Below are 16,643 nucleotides of genomic sequence, written 5' to 3'. Positions count from 1 at the left end.
TTCACGCAGATTTAGCAGATAAAATGAAAACAGAAAATATTCGCAGATCAAACTGAAAACTGAGACTGCAAACTTTACTTACTAACCAACTTAACTATATTATTTATGAAAACAACAGAAGACAGAATTCAGGAATTGATTAACGATTGGATTACGAACCCAAGATGGAAAGGTGTTGAACGTCCTTACACGGCTTCAGAAGTAGTTACACTTCAGGGTTCGTATCAAATTGAGCATTCTATAGCAAAAATGGGAGCGCAAAAATTATGGAGAAAGTTAAAAAGTCAGGATTATGTTGCTGGTTTGGGCGCATTGACAGGAAATCAGGCGATTCAGGAAGTCGATGCTGGTTTAGAAGCGATTTATTTGAGCGGCTGGCAGGTGGCGGCCGATGCAAATTTGGCGGGAGAAATGTACCCGGATCAATCGCTTTATCCGGTAAATAGTGTGCCAATGGTGGTAAAAAAAATTAATAGTGCTTTATTGAGAGCTGATCAGATTCAGGTAGTAAATGAAGTGGAAGATAAAAAAGATTATTTAGTTCCGATTGTGGCTGATGCCGAAGCTGGTTTTGGGGGAAACCTAAATGCTTTTGAACTAATGAAGTCAATGATTGAAGCCGGAGCTTCCGGAGTTCACTTTGAAGATCAATTGAGTTCTGCTAAAAAATGCGGGCATTTGGGAGGAAAAGTTTTGGTACCAACTCAAGAAGCAATTAATAAACTAATTGCAGCTCGTTTGGCTGCAGATGTTATGGGAGTTTCGACTTTAATTGTTGCAAGAACCGATGCCGATGCGGCTAATTTATTAACCAGCGATGCTGATCCGCGAGATCATAAATTTATTACGGGTGAAAAAACGAACGAAGGTTTTTTCTATGTAAACAGCGGTATCGATCAGGGAATTGCAAGAGGTTTGAGTTATGCACCTTACGCTGATTTGATTTGGATGGAAACCAGTAATCCTGATTTGGTTTATGCTAAAAAGTTTGCGGATGCCATGCGAAAAGAATTTCCGGATAAAATGTTGGCATACAATTGTTCTCCGTCATTCAATTGGGCAGCAAAATTATCAGTTGCTGAAATGGAAACGTTCAGAGAAGATTTGGCTGCTATGGGATATAAATTCCAGTTCATCACTTTGGCAGGTTTCCACGCTTTAAATACAAGTATGTTCGAATTGTCTAAAGCGTACAAAGAACGCGGTATGGCGGGCTATTCTGAATTGCAGGAGAGAGAATTTGCGCTACAGAAAAATGGATTCAGAGCGGTAAAACATCAGGCTTTTGTTGGGACTTCTTATTTCGACGCAGTTCAAAATACGGTAACAATAGGAAGGTCTTCAACTACAGCGATGAAACATTCTACGGAGGTTGAGCAATTTTAATTTTTTTCCGCCACGAATTCACGAATTTTCACTCTTAAAGATTGTAAAAAATAATTCGTGAATTCGTGGCGGAAAATCTTATTTTTTCAAAAGCCTTGCTTTCATTTTGCTGAAAAATTCTGGTGTGACACCAATGAAAGAAGCGATTTGTTTTTGAGGCACTTTATGAACTAATGTTCCGTATTTGGTCGTAAATTTTTCAAAACGTTCTTCGGCAGTTAAACTCAGATTATCCATTAATCTCTGCTGATTGGCAACTAAAGAGTTTTCAATTAAAATTCTGAAGAAACGCTCTAATTTTGGAATATCGTGATACAGTTGTTCCTGATTTTCTTTTGAAAGCGAAACCACTTCAGCATCTTCTAAAACTTCGATAAAAAGCTGTCCCGGTTTTTGCGAAAAGAAACTGTACATATCGCTCATCCACCAGCCCTGGCAGGCAAAGGATAAAACATGTTCGACAATATTATCGTTGATATTGAAGCTTCTTAAAATTCCGGAATTTACGAAATAAGAATGTTTGCAAACTTCGCCGGCATTTAATAAAATGGTTTTGGTCTTGTAGGTTTTGGTTTCTAATTTAGATAAAAAATGAGCCTGTTCTTCAGGTGTCAGCGAAACGTGTTTGGCAATATTTTCAAGAATTAACTCCATTATTTTTCTTTTATCAAAGTGAATGAAGTCGCTTTAAAACGATTATTTTCTACTTTCCCGGTAACAGATGCTTTGCGAATCGCATTGCAAAAACCATCTTTTGCATGTGCGTCGCCATGTTGGTCAATTGTAGTTCCGTCAACAAAATAAGCTTTCCCATCAATACGAACGGCTAAATCACAACCTTTGCCTTTCATTCCAAATTGACATTCACCACAAGCGGTTTCTACAATTTGAGGTTTTTCAGTTGTTTTTTTATCCTGAGCCTGAGTTGCGATTCCAACAAATAGGAATAGTATAAATAGTGCTTTTTTCATTTTTAAGAATTTACATTTATTAATTTAGAAGTGGTTTTGGCGCGTTCAACGATTTCATTGATTGGTGTTGCTAATGAATCGTGACTTAAAACGACTCCCATTCGGCGATAGGGTCTTGAAGTAGGTTTTCCGAATATTCTGAAATCAGTTTTTGGCAATGCCGCTACTTTTTCGATTCCGGTAAAACTTGGGTTCGCTGAATCTTCAGAAGCTAAAATTACGGCACTTGCTCCGGCTTTTTCTAAAGTAATTTCGAAAATAGGCAGACTTAAAATGGCACGTAAATGCAATTCGAATTCATTGAAGTTCTGAGTTCCCGCCAAAGTTACCATTCCGGTATCGTGTGGGCGGGGAGAAAGTTCAGAGAAATAAACGCCTTCGTTGGTTAAGAAAAATTCAACACCAAAAAGTCCTGCGCCACCAAGCGCTTCTGTAATTTTTTCTGCCATATCTTGTGCTTCATATAAATCTTTTTCTGAAACTAAAGCCGGCTGCCAGCTTTCCTGATAATCGCCGCGTTCTTGTCTGTGTCCAATTGGAGCACAAAATAAGGTTGGATTATTATTCTGCGTTATCGTTAAAAGTGTGATTTCTGAATTGAAATCAACAAATGCTTCTACAATCACTTCGATTACATCGCCACGTGAACCGGCAACGGCATATTGCCATGCCTTTTCGATATCACTTTCGGTTTTAATTGTCGATTGTCCTTTTCCGGAAGAAGACATTAATGGTTTTACAACACACGGAATTCCGACTTCCTGAACTGCTTTTTGTAATTCTTCAGCCGAAGTGGCGTATTGATATTTGGCTGTTTTTAAACCTAATTCTTTTGCAGCTAAATCACGAATGGCTTTACGATTCATGGTAAAGTTGGCCGCTTTCGCTGAAGGAACAACGGTTATGCCTTGTTTTTCGTAATCGTAAAAACGTTCCGTACGAATGGCTTCTATTTCGGGAACTATAAAATCAGGTTTGTGTTTGGCTACGATGCGGTCCAGCGCTTCGCCGTCAAGCATGTTGATGACCTCAAAACCGTGAGCAACCTGCATTGCCGGAGCATTTTCGTAACTATCAACAGCGATTATAGTTTGTCCGATTCGTTGTGCGGCAATGACAAATTCTTTGCCTAATTCGCCTGAACCGAGGAGTAGTATTTTCATTTTGTCTAGTTTAATATTGAGATTTTAAGCTTTGTTTTACAATTATGATACTAGTTAAAATGGTTAATACAATTAATGTAATCGACACGGATAAAATCATTATTAATGAAAATAGAATTTCATACAAAAATTGTGAAGGTAAAGCAACGGACATTCCATTAATTAATAATCCAATAATATAAATTGTAAAAAGTGCTATGATTATTTTAGAACTTACTTCAAATGTAAATTGTGAGCAAGCTTCATATTTAGTTGTTTGAGTTAAAGAAGAACTTATGTTTTTACCGGACTGCCAAAAAACAAATACAATAAAAATTGGAAATAAACCTCCCCAAAAAACTGGACTTCCATTAATACCAAAATCAGCTATTGATTTTAGTGGCCAGACAAAAGAGTTTACGGAGAATATTAAAGACGGAAAAATAGAACACACAAAAAGTCCAGCAATAATTGAATATATATGGATGTTACTTTTTGTTTCCATTTAAATAAGTTTTGAGAGTAAAGATAAAAAAATGGATTTTATTCTCACGCAGATTTTGGGGATTCAGCAGATTTTAATTTAACCGCAAAGTACGCTAAGAGTTTACGCGAAGAACGCAAAGCTTTTTTTTGAAGTAAAACAAAAGGTTCGCAAAGATTTTAATAATCTTTGCGAACCTTGCGTTCCCGATAGCTATCGGGATTGCGAACCTTGCGGTTAAACTATCTAGTGAAAATGATCTTCCTCAATTTCAAATTCGGCATCTTTTTCCCAAATTTCCATTTCACAAGGCTTACAGTTGAATTTTAGTTTGTATTCTAATTCGCCCTGTTTTAAAACCAGTGGTTCTTTTACCTTGACACCAACAATATCTTTTTGGTGTATTGGACATTTTTTTAATTCGTATTTGATGCAATATTTGGTTGTCATTACACGAGATTTTCCGGGATCCCATTGTAATTCAAATGCTTTTTCTATTTCAGTAACACCATGGCGTTCGTAGAATTTACGAGCGGTTTTGTTCGAAACATTGTACATGAAATCTAATTTAGTTTCAGGATACGGATGTGAGGTTTTTACCAATTGGTGTTCTTCGCGTTTGTAATTTTTCAAACGAATTTCAGTTAACTGATCGTAAACCGTTCTTCTCATTTCGTTGATTTTTGAAATAGGAAGGAACCAGTTTTGAGAAAACATAATATTGATTTCATTAGCAATATAAGGTGTAAAACCTGTTTTTGCTAATTGTGTTTTAATATTTTCTTCTATTGATTCGCCAGTTTTAGTCTGCTCTTTTGTGTGTTCTAAATTTACGATGCTTACATTTCCGTCTTCATCGGTAGCGATTAATTCGAAACCAGTTTCATTTTCTGTAAGTAATAAAGTCGTGCTGATTTTTCGAACGGCACTGTCTTCTCTTTCTACAATTTTAATGAAAGCAGCATCATTATTTCTGTAGATAAAAGTTCCGTCTTTTATTTCTTTTAGAACGTTCGGGTAAATTTTACCGTTTTCTGCCTTGTTTACATAAATTCCGTCCGCTTCGTTGTTTTCGTTGATGAAACAAAGTCCGTCACCGTTGTTTAAGAATTCGCCGTTTTCGATTTCGTAAGCGTTTCCAATAGTCCTGATTAACTTACCAATATATTGCCCTTTTGATTTTGGGCTTTCCCAGGAACCAATAGAACTGTGTCTTTCGTTTACAAAATAATCGGTATAACCGCGGTTGAACGTTCTGTTCAAAGACGAATCAAAAGTATAGGTACATGTTCCTGATGAAGCTTTCGTGTATTTTTCGCTGCCAGGTCCTTCTAAATAACTGTCTAGTTTTTGACGTAAATACGAAACGTTATTTTTTACATAAACCACATCTTTCAATCGTCCTTCGATTTTAAAAGAAACAATTCCAGCTTCAATCAAATTCGGAATCTGTTCTGAAATGTCTAAATCTTTTATCGAAAGCAAGTGACTGTTTTTGATTAAAGTTTCTCCGTTTCCGTCGATTAAGTTATAAGGTAAACGACAGTTTTGAGCGCAAGAACCACGATTGGCGCTGCGTTCTCCGTTGGCTACACTCATATAACAGTTTCCGCTAAAAGAAACACATAAAGCTCCGGTTACGAAAAACTCCAACTCAACATCTGCTTCGTCGTATATTGTTTTAATTTGATGCAGGTTCAATTCGCGGGCTAGAACCACACGTTTGATACCGGCATCTTTTAAGAATTTAATTTTGTCTGCGTCACGGTTATTGGCTTGTGTGCTGGCATGGAGTACGATAGGAGGTAAGTCCATTTCCATAATCGCCATATCCTGAATAATCAAAGCATCGACACCAATATCGTATAATTCCCAAATCATTGAGCGACACGTTTCCAATTCATTGTCGTATAAAATGGTATTCATAACGACAAAAACCTGAGCGTTAAATAAATGCGCGTATTGCACTAAAGCGGCAACATCTTCAATAGAGTTGTTGGCATTTGAACGGGCACCAAATTGTGGCGCACCAATATAAACGGCATCGGCTCCACTGTTTATGGCAGCCATTCCCCCAATTAAATCTTTTGCTGGAGCTAATATTTCAATCTTCTTCTTCATTTCTAGTACTTTAGGCTTTTGTGGTATTCACGCAAAAAAGTCTGCAAAGTTCTTATAAATATTTTGAGTTTACTAATGCTGAAGGGATTTTTTTAGAAATAGTTAACTAATATGGAATGATGATGGTTAAGGTGTTTTTAAATTATTTACGATATTTAATAGTTCTAGTTGTTTCGGATTGCTTTGTAAGCTTCCCGTTTTTAACGGTGGAATATTTCTTTTTAATCCAATTACCAAATTTGTCGTACTTAATTTCCTTCTCATAATTAGTCGATTTGATAATATCTCCATATTCATTTACAATATCGTCAGGATTTATTTTTGATGAATCGATGTTACTAGTTTGTGAACTTACAAGCTCATCATTCTTATTGTAGTATTTAATAACTACCTCATTTTTGTCGTAATTATATTCGTTTTTTTCTTTTCCAATAATTTCTTTCCCAATAAAATTTATAATTTGTATAGGATCTCCTTTTTCATTATTAATAAAATCGGTTGTTCGAAAAATTTTTCCATTTTGATCTTTATCAGTAGAATTTATTAAATAATCTTTTGAGTCATAATTGTACGAAGCGATTTCGATTGTATGTCCTAAATATGGATGCCAATTCTCAAATTTTCTCATAGTACAATGTATTCCTGTGCTATCATACATTCTTATTAGTCTTTGTTTTAGATTATTTTCACCATCATATCTAAGTTCAGCGAGAACATTATTTTGAACATTATATGAAGTAATTTCTTTGGTTTGTTCAATTGTATTATTTGAATTATAAAAAGTAGTATTTGTTATGGTTTCGGAAACTAATTTTGAGGAATGAAAATCATTGTTTTTTCCAAAATTTAATGATGTTAATGTACTTTGTGAATAAAAGTTAATAGTTGAAAAGATTATTATTGTAAAAAATAATTGTTTCATGTATATAATGGTTGATGTGATAATATGCTATGAGAAATTTCGTTTTTTAAAAGTATAAAAAAAAGTTTATAGAATAGTAAAATTGATTTATTACATAATTATGTTGCCAATTTCTCGAACTCTGCAAATTGTTTTTTTTGGATTTGTTATAAAACAAAAAAACTACCCAGTTTTATCAACCAGGTAGCTTTCTTCTCAAAAAAAATAGCATCAATTGTTATGACGATCTTTTTGCTTTAATTTTATCCAATGTACTTTGGATACTGTTTAATTGTTTTGAAACAATGGCAATTTGACTTCCGTCTAATTCGTTTTTCTCAAGCGCCATTTTGTATTTTTCAACAGCAGCTTCTTCACCCGTAATACAAGCATTAACTATTGCTTCTGTATCTCCGCCAGTGAAAGATGATTTAATATCAATCCAGGCTCTGTGTAGCGTTCCTAATGGTCCTCCGCCGGAAGTATCTGTAGATTTTCCCAATTTGTTGATTTGGTCTTGCAATTCAACTATGAATAAAGCTCTTTCGCGGGCATAGTCCAGAAACTCAGCTTTAATAGATAAGTTTTCTACATGCTCAGCTGCATTGGTATATCCTAGTTTTCCGTCTTCCAAAATAGAAATTAATCCTTCTAAAGTATTAACTGCTTCTGTTGTGGTTTCTTCTGTATGTATCATAACTTTTAATTTTAAATTAATGTATAATACAAAGTTGGGATTTTAATCAGCCGTATGTCTTATAGAATTATAGTGTCATTTTATAAGATTGTAGAATGGGAATTTTGAAAGAAGATTTCTTTTAGACAGATCTTGAAACCTTATTTTTGAAATGAAACTTCTTGTTAACCGTTTTGCGTGAGGGATAGAAGTGAAAAGCCCACAGCCGTGAGGAACGAACAGGCGAGGACTTGTAGCGGATAGCCCGACCCGGAGGGACACACCCAAAATAAACATAAAAAAAACAGCTTAAAGTATAAAGTGATGAAACTTTGAACCTTAAGCCGTTTTAATAAAACTCTTTATAATTTATGCAGTCAAAGCTTCTTTGATTCTGCGTAATGCTTCTTTTAAAATATCATCGCTTGTCGCGTAAGAAAAACGAATGCAATTTGGATTTCCGAAAGCGTCACCTGTTACAGTTGCTACGTTAGCCTCTGCTAAAAGATACATTGAAACGTCGTTTGCATCTTTAATTTCAGTTCCTCTTAAGGTCTTTCCGAAGAAAGAAGAAACGTCTGGGAAAACATAAAAAGCTCCTTCAGGAACGTTGATTTTTACACCAGGAATTTCTTTTAATAATCCAACTACTAAATCTCTACGAGTGTGGAAAGCCTGAACCATGTGGTTTAATACGCTTGGGTCAGCATCTACAGCCGTAATTGTAGCGCGTTGTGCTACTGAATTTGCTCCAGAAGTTACTTGTCCCTGAATTTTTGTACATGCTTTTGCAATGAATTCCGGTGCTCCAATGTAACCAATTCTGTATCCTGTCATGGCGAATGCTTTTGCAACTCCGTTTACCGTGATTGTTTTTTCTAACATTCCAGGGATTGAACCAATACTGCAGAAAGTCCCTGAGAAATTGATGTGTTCATAAATCTCATCAGCAACTACATAGATATTTGGGTGTTTTTCTAAAACTTTTGCAAGTGCTGTCAACTCTTCTCTGCTGTAAACAGATCCTGAAGGATTACAAGGAGAACTGAACCACATCATTTTTGTTTTTGGTGTGATAGCCGCTTCTAATTGCTCTGGAGTGATTTTGAAATCAGTTTCTACAGAAGTTGGAACTTCAACCGGAACTCCGCCTGAAAGTTTTACAATTTCGAAATAAGAAACCCAGTATGGTGCTGGTAAGATAACCTCGTCACCATCGTTTAACATTACTTGCGCAATGTTGTATAAAGATTGTTTTGCTCCTGTAGAAACTACAATTTGAGTTGGTTTGTACTCTAATCCGTTGTCTCTTTTGAATTTTCTTGAGATTGCTTCTCTCAATTCTAAATAACCTTCTACCGGAGAATAGGTGCTATAATTTTCGTCAACTGCTTTTTTAACAGCTTCTTTAATAAAGTCTGGTGTATTGAAGTCAGGTTCACCTAAACTTAAACTGATAATGTCTTTTCCTTGTGCTTTTAATTCGCGTGCTAAAGCGGCCATAGCCAAAGTTTGTGAGGTCGCTAAGTTGTTGATTCTGTCCGAAAGAATATGATTCATTATAAAAATTTTGAATGTCCTTAATTTCAACTTTAATTAAGGAAGGTTAATTATTAATAGATTTTTTTATGCTAGTTCAGGTTTCATTCCAAGATCTTTTAAGTGCTTGTAATGTGCAATAACAGCACCTCTCATGGTTTTGAATTCATGATAAGGCAAATTGCATTCAATTGCAGTTTGTTTTACAATTTCAGCAATTTTTCCGTAATGGATATGACTGATGTTTGGAAAAATGTGGTGTTCAATCTGGTGATTTAATCCTCCGGTAAACCAGTTGATTATTTTGTTTTTTGGAGCAAAATTAGCGGTTGTATACAATTGGTGTATCGCCCATGTATTTTCTATTTCTCCTTCTTCGTTAGGAACTGGGTTTGAAGTTTCTTCAACTACGTGTGCCAATTGAAAAACAATACTCAAAATTAGCCCTGCAGTGTAATGCATTACGAAAAAACCAATAACCACTTTCCACCAGGTTACACCTAAAATCATTGGTAAAGCGATCCAGATTAGTACGTAAATTATTTTTGTTATCACTAAAACCGTCCATAATTTAGTTGGATTTTGAGGAGCTCCGTATGATAGTTTTCTTCTTAAGTAATTTTTCATTTGCTTGAAATCGGTTGTTAAAGCCCAATTAAAAGTCAATAGTCCGTACAAGAAAAAAGAATAATAATGTTGAAATTTATGAAAACGGTGCCATTCCGCATTTTGTGTAAAACGAATAATTCTTCCCGCATCCAAATCTTCATCGTGACCGTGAATATTAGTATAAGTATGATGCAGTACATTGTGCTGTACTTGCCAATTGTGTACATTTCCTGCTAAAATATAAATGCTTCCACCCATAATTTTGTTAATCCAGGACTTAGAAGAATAAGATCCGTGATTTCCATCGTGCATCACATTCATTCCAATTCCGGCCATTCCAACTCCCATCAGAATGTTTAATAATAATTGTGCCCAAAAAGGCATATTAAGAGTTAAGATCAAAAAGTAAGGCGTTAGAAAAATGGCGAAAAGAATAACGGCTTTTAAGTGCAGCTTCCAGTTCCCGGTTTTCTGAATGTTATTCTCCTTGAAGTAATTGTTTACTCGTGAGTTAAGTGTTCTGAAAAACTTCAGATTGTCTTGCTTAGCAAATGTAGGCGCAGTGTTATTCATAATTATTTTAAATAGGTTTCAAAGGTAATTATTATAAATTCTCAATTTGCAAAATTGAGTTAAATATTTCAATCGTAAAGTAGTACTTTTGTTAAAAATTTAGAGCAATGGATGAGATATTGAAATATTTCCCCGATTTGACCGATCTTCAAATCGAACAATTTCAAAAATTAGACTTTTTATACCACGATTGGAATGAAAAAATCAATGTTATTTCAAGAAAAGACATTGATGCCTTATATACAAAACACATTTTGCATTCACTTGGAATCGCAAAAATCATGAAGTTCGAACCCGGAGCTACTGTTTTGGATGTTGGAACCGGAGGAGGTTTTCCCGGAATTCCGTTAGCGATTCTTTTTCCGGAAACCCGTTTTTATCTGATTGATGTTATTGCAAAGAAAATAAAAGTGGTTCAGGGTGTTGTTGATGCATTAGAATTAAAAAATGTAAAAGCAGAGCAAAAACGTGCCGAATTGGTAAAAGGCGATTTCGATTTTATCGTGAGTCGCGCCGTAACCAACATGCCGGATTTTGTTTCGTGGATAAAAGATAAAATCAAAAAACAGCACAAACACACTTTGAAAAATGGAATTCTATATTTAAAAGGTGGAGATTTAACAGAGGAATTAGCGGCTTTCCCGAAAGCAACGCTATATGATTTGGCTGAGATTTTTGAAGATGAGTTTTTTGAAACAAAAAAAGTCGTGCATTTACCTTTGAAGTTTCAACCTTAAGAAAGGTTTCATGTTTAAAAAGTTTCAGGTTTCAGGTTGTTGGGACTTGTTAAAAATAGAAAATCCGGATCTTTTATTAAGATTCGGATTTTTTGTTTTTAGAATGTTTTCGATGCAGATTTATTTGTTTAATTTTAAATATTGTTAGTTCCTATCTAAAATTTTAAAATATGAAAAATACGTTTTGCAAAATTGCTTTTATGACTGTACTAGCTGTTTCCAATGTGTTTTGCCAAAATAAAGTATCAAAAGAAATAGAGAAAAATGATACAAAAGACACCGTTTCTAAGCTCGTTCCTTTAAAAGAAAGAGTTTTGACAGCCGAAGAGCAAAAAGCGCTAACACCAGATTATGTTATTAAGAGTTTGAAAGATGGTAATAAGCGCTATATGAAAAATGATTTGACTTTGAGAGATCATTCGGCATTAGTTCGCGACGCATCACAGGGGCAATATCCAAAGGCTGTTGTTATTTCATGTCTGGACAGTCGCGTTCCTGTAGGAGATGTTTTTGACAAAGGAATTGGTGATCTTTTCGTTGGACGTGTGGCGGGAAATTTTGTGAATGAAGATTTATTAGGAAGTATCGAGTACGGATGTAAAGTTTCAGGAGCAAAACTGGTTTTGGTTTTAGGACACGAATCATGCGGAGCAATAAAATCGGCAATTGATGATGTTAAAATGGGAAATATAACGGCAATGCTTTCTAAAATAAAACCTGCCGTAGCAAAGTCACAAGATTTTAAAGGAGAAAAAAAATCTAAGAATGCCGAATTTGTAGAATATGTTGCCAAAAATAACGTGCTTCAAACTATTGAAACAATAAGAACTCAAAGCCCGATTTTAAAAGAAATGGAAGATAAGGGCGAGATTAAAATTATTGGAGGTTATTATAACCTTCATTCGGGAGAAGTAATTTTTCTGTAAAGAATAAAGAATAAAGAATAAAGAAAAAAGAATAAAGATAAGATTCGGCCTTTTTTCTTTTTATTTTAAAACAGCAGTATTTAAATAGTCTAACCAGTTTTCTTTATAACTATTGCCAATTGGAATTTCTACTGTATTTATTTCTACCTCATTTTTAGAATACGCCGTTAGTTTTTTAGTCTGAATGATAAAAGAACGATGAATGCGAATAAAATTGGAATCTAATAATTTTTCAAAAACCGAAATATTCTGTTTGATGTGGTGAGATTTATTGTTTTCGAGATGAATCGTAATGTAATCTTTCAAACTTTCGATGTACAAAATCTCATCAAAAATAATTTTAATGTTTTTATTGCCGCTTGTCACAAAAGTGTGATTTTCAGCTGGAGACACAATTTCCTTTTTAGAAATCTGCAACTGTTTGAATTTTTCAATCGAAACAAAAAAGCGATTAAAAGTAATAGGCTTCAAAAGATAGTCAATTACATTGAGCTCATATCCTTCGATTGCATATTCTCTGTAGGCCGTTGTAAAAATTACTTTAGGCGGATTTTTTAATTTTTTCAAAAAATCATTTCCCTTTAACAAAGGCATTTCAATATCCAGAAAAATTAAATCGACAGTGTTTGTTTCCAGAAAAGTATAGGCTTTAAGCGCATTGTCAAAAGAATCAATTAATTCAAAACTTTCGAAATGCGCTAAATGCGAAGCAATTAATTCTCTTGCCAAAGGCTCGTCGTCAACAATTATGCATTTGTATTTCATTCAAAAAAGAATAAATATTTAAAAATCTGATTTAAAGCGTAAGGTAAAGTTTTACGGTATAATTAGTCTGAGTTTCTTTCATTTCTAATTGATGCTTTTTGGGATACAATAAATTTAGTTGTTTCTGAACATTTATTAATCCAATTTTAGAATCGTCTGAAATTCCTGAAAATTCATTTTTAGGCTTTGTGTTCTCAATACTAAAAATAATTTGTTGTTTGTTACTTTCCAAATTCAAACGAATTATTGCCTTTTCTGTTTCGTTAATTACACCGTGCTTAAAGGCATTTTCTATAAATGTCAGAATAATTAAAGGAGAAATTTTGGCGTTTTCCTGAATGTTTTTGGTGAACAAAATATCTAATCGGTTTTCGCTGTAGCGAAGTTTTTCCAGAGCAATATAATTTTCGATTAATGCAATTTCTTTTTCAATTGAAACATAATCTTCATTACATCGGTATAAAACAAAATCAAGGATTTCAGATAACTTTGCAATTACCTCAGGTGCCTTATCATCTTTTTTTAGCGTTAAAGTGTATAAATTATTTAAAGTATTAAATAGAAAGTGTGGATTCAATTGGTTTTTCAAAACCTTTAATTCCATTGATTTTTTTTCTTCCTCGAGTTTTAAAAGACGCTGCTGTTTGCGGTTAAAACTTATAAAACCCATTATAATAACCGGATAAGTAATAAAAGAGAATTCTCGAAACATCAGCTGGATAGAAATAAGTCTTTCAGGGACTGTCATTTTATGACCGTACCAATCTGCAAAAAAAGCAGGGAATTTAGGTTCGAGGTAATAGAATTTTAAAGTCATTAAAAGTGCATAAACAAAATAAAGGCAACCCAAAGCCGAAACAATAAACAACAAATATTTTTTTTTATTTAAAGTGTTCGGAATAATCCAATAAATTAAGCCGTAGCCAACAGCTGCCTGAGCTAAAATTTTACATGTATAAATAAAAATTAAGTCATGATAACTGGCACTATCAGATTCATTTGAAACGTAAAAGAATAAAAAGAAAACCCAGTAGAAACAATGAAGTGCTATTCTTTTAAAATCAAGTTTTTTAATAAAATTCATAAGGTATTATAATTGGGAGCAAGGTAATAAAATATAGAAGCAAGCTTTATTGCTGACGATAAATAATGCGTTTTTGCTTATAAAAACCTCATTTCGGCATACGAATTTATTTTTGATCCGATTTTTGATATTTGAATGCTGAAACTGCCTTTCTATAGGCGGGTGTAATTGTGAAATCATTCTGGAATTACTTTCGCTTAAAAATAATTTATGGTCAAATTTATTCTTGTATTAGTTGCATTTCTAACCAATGTACTAAAGTAAAATCCTTTTTGTAATAACTAACATAACCGAAATGAAAACAACAATTAAAAATGTAATCTGTATCCTGATTTTAATGAATACGATCCATGTATCTTCGCAAAAAAGGAAGCAGGATATAGTGTATGAAGAACCTTCAAGATTTATAGAATCGCCTTTAGCTGTAGGCAAAGCCGAAACTTCTCAAGTTCATGATAAACGAATTCCGACTAAAAATCAGAGTTCTTTTCCTGATGCTACCAAGCTGGCTTCACTTGAAAAAGAAGAAAGTAATAGTGTATTAATTAGTAAATTGATAAAATTAATGATACCTCAAAAGGATTCATGTGCGATCATTGCTTCGCAAGCTAATGTAAAATCGGGATTAATTATTTATCATAAAGATGCTGTTACCGCAATTATTTTGACTGACTCGAAAGGGTTTCGCTCAGAAGATTATTTAGAAAAAATAGCCAGTTTATATCTTGAAGAAGCCAAATAGAAGCAATAATTATAAAAGAAAAGCCGAATCTAAATTTTTAGATTCGGCTTTGTTATTTAGTCTCGCAAAACCTGAAACCTGAAACAAAAAAAACACATTCAACGACTATTATTTTTCGTTCATGTACTTTTATTTGCTCAATCTGTAAGAGACGAATATCTTTACTACAACACTTAAAACTATTTGTTTGAAAACAGTTGGCAGAATATCAACATATTGGGCAATTCAATTAATAGCCTGGACTACAACTTCCTTATATTGGGGATTGTCGGCTTTTTTTAGCGGTACTTTTATATGGAAAATGGGTATAGCCGATTTAATACTTGATGTGATTATTGGTATTGCGCTCACACATATGTATAGAAATTTTGCTTTAAAAAAAAGCTGGAATAAATTAAGTCTGAAAAGTTTAGTTCCGAGACTAGCAATTAGTGTTTTAGTACTCTCATTATTTTACATGCTTTTAATTATAGGTAAACTTTATTTGGTTCGTTTCGTTTTTTTGAAAAGTAGTCCGGTTTCATTTATAATATTTCTAAAAGCCACACAATTACAGGTTTTTATAACGGGTACCAGGTTAATGGCAATTTGGCTATTAGCTTATCATCTTTATCATTATTCAAGACTTGAAATAGAAACAGTAAGAGAAAATGCCCGATTGTCGCTTATAATGAAAGAGGCACAATTGAACAATTTGAGTGCACAGCTAAATCCGCATTTCTTTTTTAACTCACTGAACAATATAAAATTTTTGATTTTAGAGAACCCGGATTCGGCCAGAAGGGCAATTGATTTATTGTCTGAGTTGTTGCGAAATTCTTTAAATAAGAATGTTGAAAGAGTAATACCATTAATGGAAGAGATGGATCTCGTTATGGATTATCTGGAATTAGAGAAAATCCGGTTTGAGGAACGTTTGCAGACGAAAATTGAAACAAGTGTCAACTTATCAAAACATTTGATTTTGCCTTTGAGCATTCAGACTTTGGTTGAGAATGCTATAAAACATGGTATTGAAAAGAGAAAAAGGGGTGGTTTTATTACTGTAAAAGTTGAAAAGGAGAACAATTTTATAAAAATTAGTGTTCAAAATTCAGGTAAGTTAAGTACGGAGATTAGCGGTTCCTGTATAGGGTTGTCTAACCTAAAAGAACGATTGTTTTTACAGTATAACGGAAATGCTTCTTTTGAAATTGCAGAGATGAATGATGATACGGTTTTAGCAACAATTTTACTTCCAGCAAAATGAAAAAGATAAAAGTTATAATAGTAGACGATGAACGTTTATCACGAGAAGAACTGAAAAGAGCTTTATTATTGTATGAAGATTTTGTTGTAATAGGGGAGGCTGAAAATGCAGATGATGCAAAAGATTTAATCGAAACAAAGATACCGGATTTAATTTTTTTAGATATTCAGATGCCCGAGAAATCTGGTTTCGATTTATTAGAATCGCTGGATTATGTACCAGCAGTTTTATTTACTACGGCTTTTAATCAATATGCCGTGCAGGCATTTGAAGTAAATGCATTAGATTATTTAATGAAGCCTATACGGGAAGAACGGTTTGCACAAGCAATTGAAAAAATTAGAAATACGATAAGCTTAAAATCTTCTTCGAACAATTCATCACTAAGCAATCGTAGAATTTTCATTAAGGATGGAGAGAAAAGATTCTTTATTCCTTTGGATGAAATTTATTTAATCGAATCACTTGAAAATTATAGCAGACTCTATTTTCAGGGAAAAAAAGCACTTCAAAGACGTTCTCTTCGGCAATGGGAAGAAATGTTAGAGGAAGCTGTTTTTTTCAGAATAAACAGAACCGAAATTGTAAATGTAAATTACATCCGGGAAGTAAAAAAGAAAGAGGGAGGCGGGCTGGAATTAAGATTAAAGACAGGTCAATTATTAAAGGTTTCAAATCGTCAATCGGTAAAATTCAAAAACAATAACGAGATTTAGTGAAAACGAGCTATAAAACCAT

At 33.8% G+C, this 16,643-nt stretch carries 17 protein-coding genes; 6 read left to right on the top strand and 11 right to left on the bottom strand.

The window, feature by feature from the left end; translation table 11 throughout:
- Positions 1–105 precede the first annotated feature (105 nt).
- Positions 106–1,386, top strand: a complete 1,281-nt coding sequence (gene aceA / locus B0A65_RS09670; protein WP_074659780.1) for an isocitrate lyase — start codon at positions 106–108, stop codon at positions 1,384–1,386.
- Between the two features lie 78 nt (positions 1,387–1,464).
- Here aceA and B0A65_RS09665 read toward each other — a convergent pair whose 3' ends face one another.
- The 9 genes from B0A65_RS09665 to B0A65_RS09625 form a co-directional block, all read right to left on the bottom strand.
- Positions 1,465–2,040 (bottom strand): Crp/Fnr family transcriptional regulator, encoded by a 576-nt coding sequence (locus B0A65_RS09665; RefSeq protein WP_074659781.1) that lies wholly within the window; start codon positions 2,038–2,040, stop codon positions 1,465–1,467.
- Positions 2,040–2,357, bottom strand: a complete 318-nt coding sequence (locus B0A65_RS09660; RefSeq protein WP_074659782.1) for a DUF6370 family protein — start codon at positions 2,355–2,357, stop codon at positions 2,040–2,042. Before B0A65_RS09660 ends, B0A65_RS09665 begins: the two co-directional genes overlap by 1 nt.
- 2 nt (positions 2,358–2,359) lie before the next feature.
- A complete protein-coding gene (gene purT, locus B0A65_RS09655) occupies positions 2,360–3,520 on the bottom strand; it encodes a formate-dependent phosphoribosylglycinamide formyltransferase (RefSeq protein WP_074659783.1) in 1,161 nt (386 codons plus the stop codon).
- Positions 3,521–3,530: 10 nt separating this feature from the next.
- Complete coding sequence (locus tag B0A65_RS09650) at positions 3,531–4,004, bottom strand: hypothetical protein (protein WP_074659784.1); 474 nt, start codon at positions 4,002–4,004, stop codon at positions 3,531–3,533.
- Positions 4,005–4,229: 225 nt separating this feature from the next.
- On the bottom strand, positions 4,230–6,104 hold the full coding sequence (locus tag B0A65_RS09645; protein WP_074659785.1) for a peptidase U32 family protein: 1,875 nt from the start codon (positions 6,102–6,104) through the stop codon (positions 4,230–4,232).
- A 142-nt stretch (positions 6,105–6,246) separates the two neighbouring features.
- On the bottom strand, positions 6,247–7,026 hold the full coding sequence (locus tag B0A65_RS09640) for a hypothetical protein (RefSeq protein WP_074659786.1): 780 nt from the start codon (positions 7,024–7,026) through the stop codon (positions 6,247–6,249).
- A gap of 217 nt (positions 7,027–7,243) precedes the next feature.
- Positions 7,244–7,702, bottom strand: a complete 459-nt coding sequence (locus tag B0A65_RS09635; RefSeq protein ID WP_074659787.1) for a ferritin-like domain-containing protein — start codon at positions 7,700–7,702, stop codon at positions 7,244–7,246.
- Positions 7,703–8,050: 348 nt separating this feature from the next.
- A complete protein-coding gene (locus tag B0A65_RS09630; protein ID WP_074659788.1) occupies positions 8,051–9,241 on the bottom strand; it encodes a pyridoxal phosphate-dependent aminotransferase in 1,191 nt (396 codons plus the stop codon).
- Positions 9,242–9,307: 66 nt separating this feature from the next.
- Positions 9,308–10,402 carry a fatty acid desaturase family protein gene (locus B0A65_RS09625; protein WP_074659789.1) on the bottom strand — a complete coding sequence of 365 codons (1,095 nt, stop codon included), beginning with the start codon at positions 10,400–10,402 and terminating at the stop codon, positions 9,308–9,310.
- A 107-nt stretch (positions 10,403–10,509) separates the two neighbouring features.
- Between B0A65_RS09625 and rsmG the strand changes: the two genes are divergently transcribed.
- Positions 10,510–11,139, top strand: coding sequence for a 16S rRNA (guanine(527)-N(7))-methyltransferase RsmG (gene rsmG / locus B0A65_RS09620; protein ID WP_074659790.1), 630 nt, complete (start codon positions 10,510–10,512; stop codon positions 11,137–11,139).
- 170 nt (positions 11,140–11,309) lie between these two features.
- On the top strand, positions 11,310–12,065 hold the full coding sequence (locus B0A65_RS09615) for a carbonic anhydrase family protein (protein ID WP_074659791.1): 756 nt from the start codon (positions 11,310–11,312) through the stop codon (positions 12,063–12,065).
- Positions 12,066–12,125: 60 nt separating this feature from the next.
- Here the strand turns inward: B0A65_RS09615 and B0A65_RS09610 are convergent, their stop codons facing one another.
- Positions 12,126–12,830, bottom strand: coding sequence for a LytR/AlgR family response regulator transcription factor (locus tag B0A65_RS09610; RefSeq protein ID WP_074659792.1), 705 nt, complete (start codon positions 12,828–12,830; stop codon positions 12,126–12,128).
- A gap of 31 nt (positions 12,831–12,861) precedes the next feature.
- A complete protein-coding gene (locus B0A65_RS09605; RefSeq protein WP_074659793.1) occupies positions 12,862–13,914 on the bottom strand; it encodes a sensor histidine kinase in 1,053 nt (350 codons plus the stop codon).
- A gap of 295 nt (positions 13,915–14,209) precedes the next feature.
- Between B0A65_RS09605 and B0A65_RS09600 the strand changes: the two genes are divergently transcribed.
- From B0A65_RS09600 to B0A65_RS09590, 3 genes are all read left to right on the top strand, one after another.
- On the top strand, positions 14,210–14,656 hold the full coding sequence (locus B0A65_RS09600; protein WP_074659794.1) for a hypothetical protein: 447 nt from the start codon (positions 14,210–14,212) through the stop codon (positions 14,654–14,656).
- A gap of 187 nt (positions 14,657–14,843) precedes the next feature.
- Positions 14,844–15,905: a sensor histidine kinase gene (locus B0A65_RS09595; RefSeq protein ID WP_083370440.1), complete on the top strand. Its 1,062-nt coding sequence runs from the start codon at positions 14,844–14,846 to the stop codon at positions 15,903–15,905.
- Positions 15,902–16,621 (top strand): LytR/AlgR family response regulator transcription factor, encoded by a 720-nt coding sequence (locus tag B0A65_RS09590; RefSeq protein ID WP_074659796.1) that lies wholly within the window; start codon positions 15,902–15,904, stop codon positions 16,619–16,621. The genes B0A65_RS09595 and B0A65_RS09590 overlap by 4 nt, the downstream gene beginning before the upstream one ends.
- The last annotated feature ends 22 nt before the right edge of the window (positions 16,622–16,643 follow it).

It is taken from the genome of Flavobacterium frigidimaris (genome assembly GCF_002217275.1).
In the GTDB taxonomy this organism is placed as follows: Bacteria; Bacteroidota; Bacteroidia; order Flavobacteriales; family Flavobacteriaceae; genus Flavobacterium; species Flavobacterium aquidurense.
Note: the sequence above shows the minus strand (reverse complement) of the source record. Positions and strands in the feature narration are given on the sequence as shown.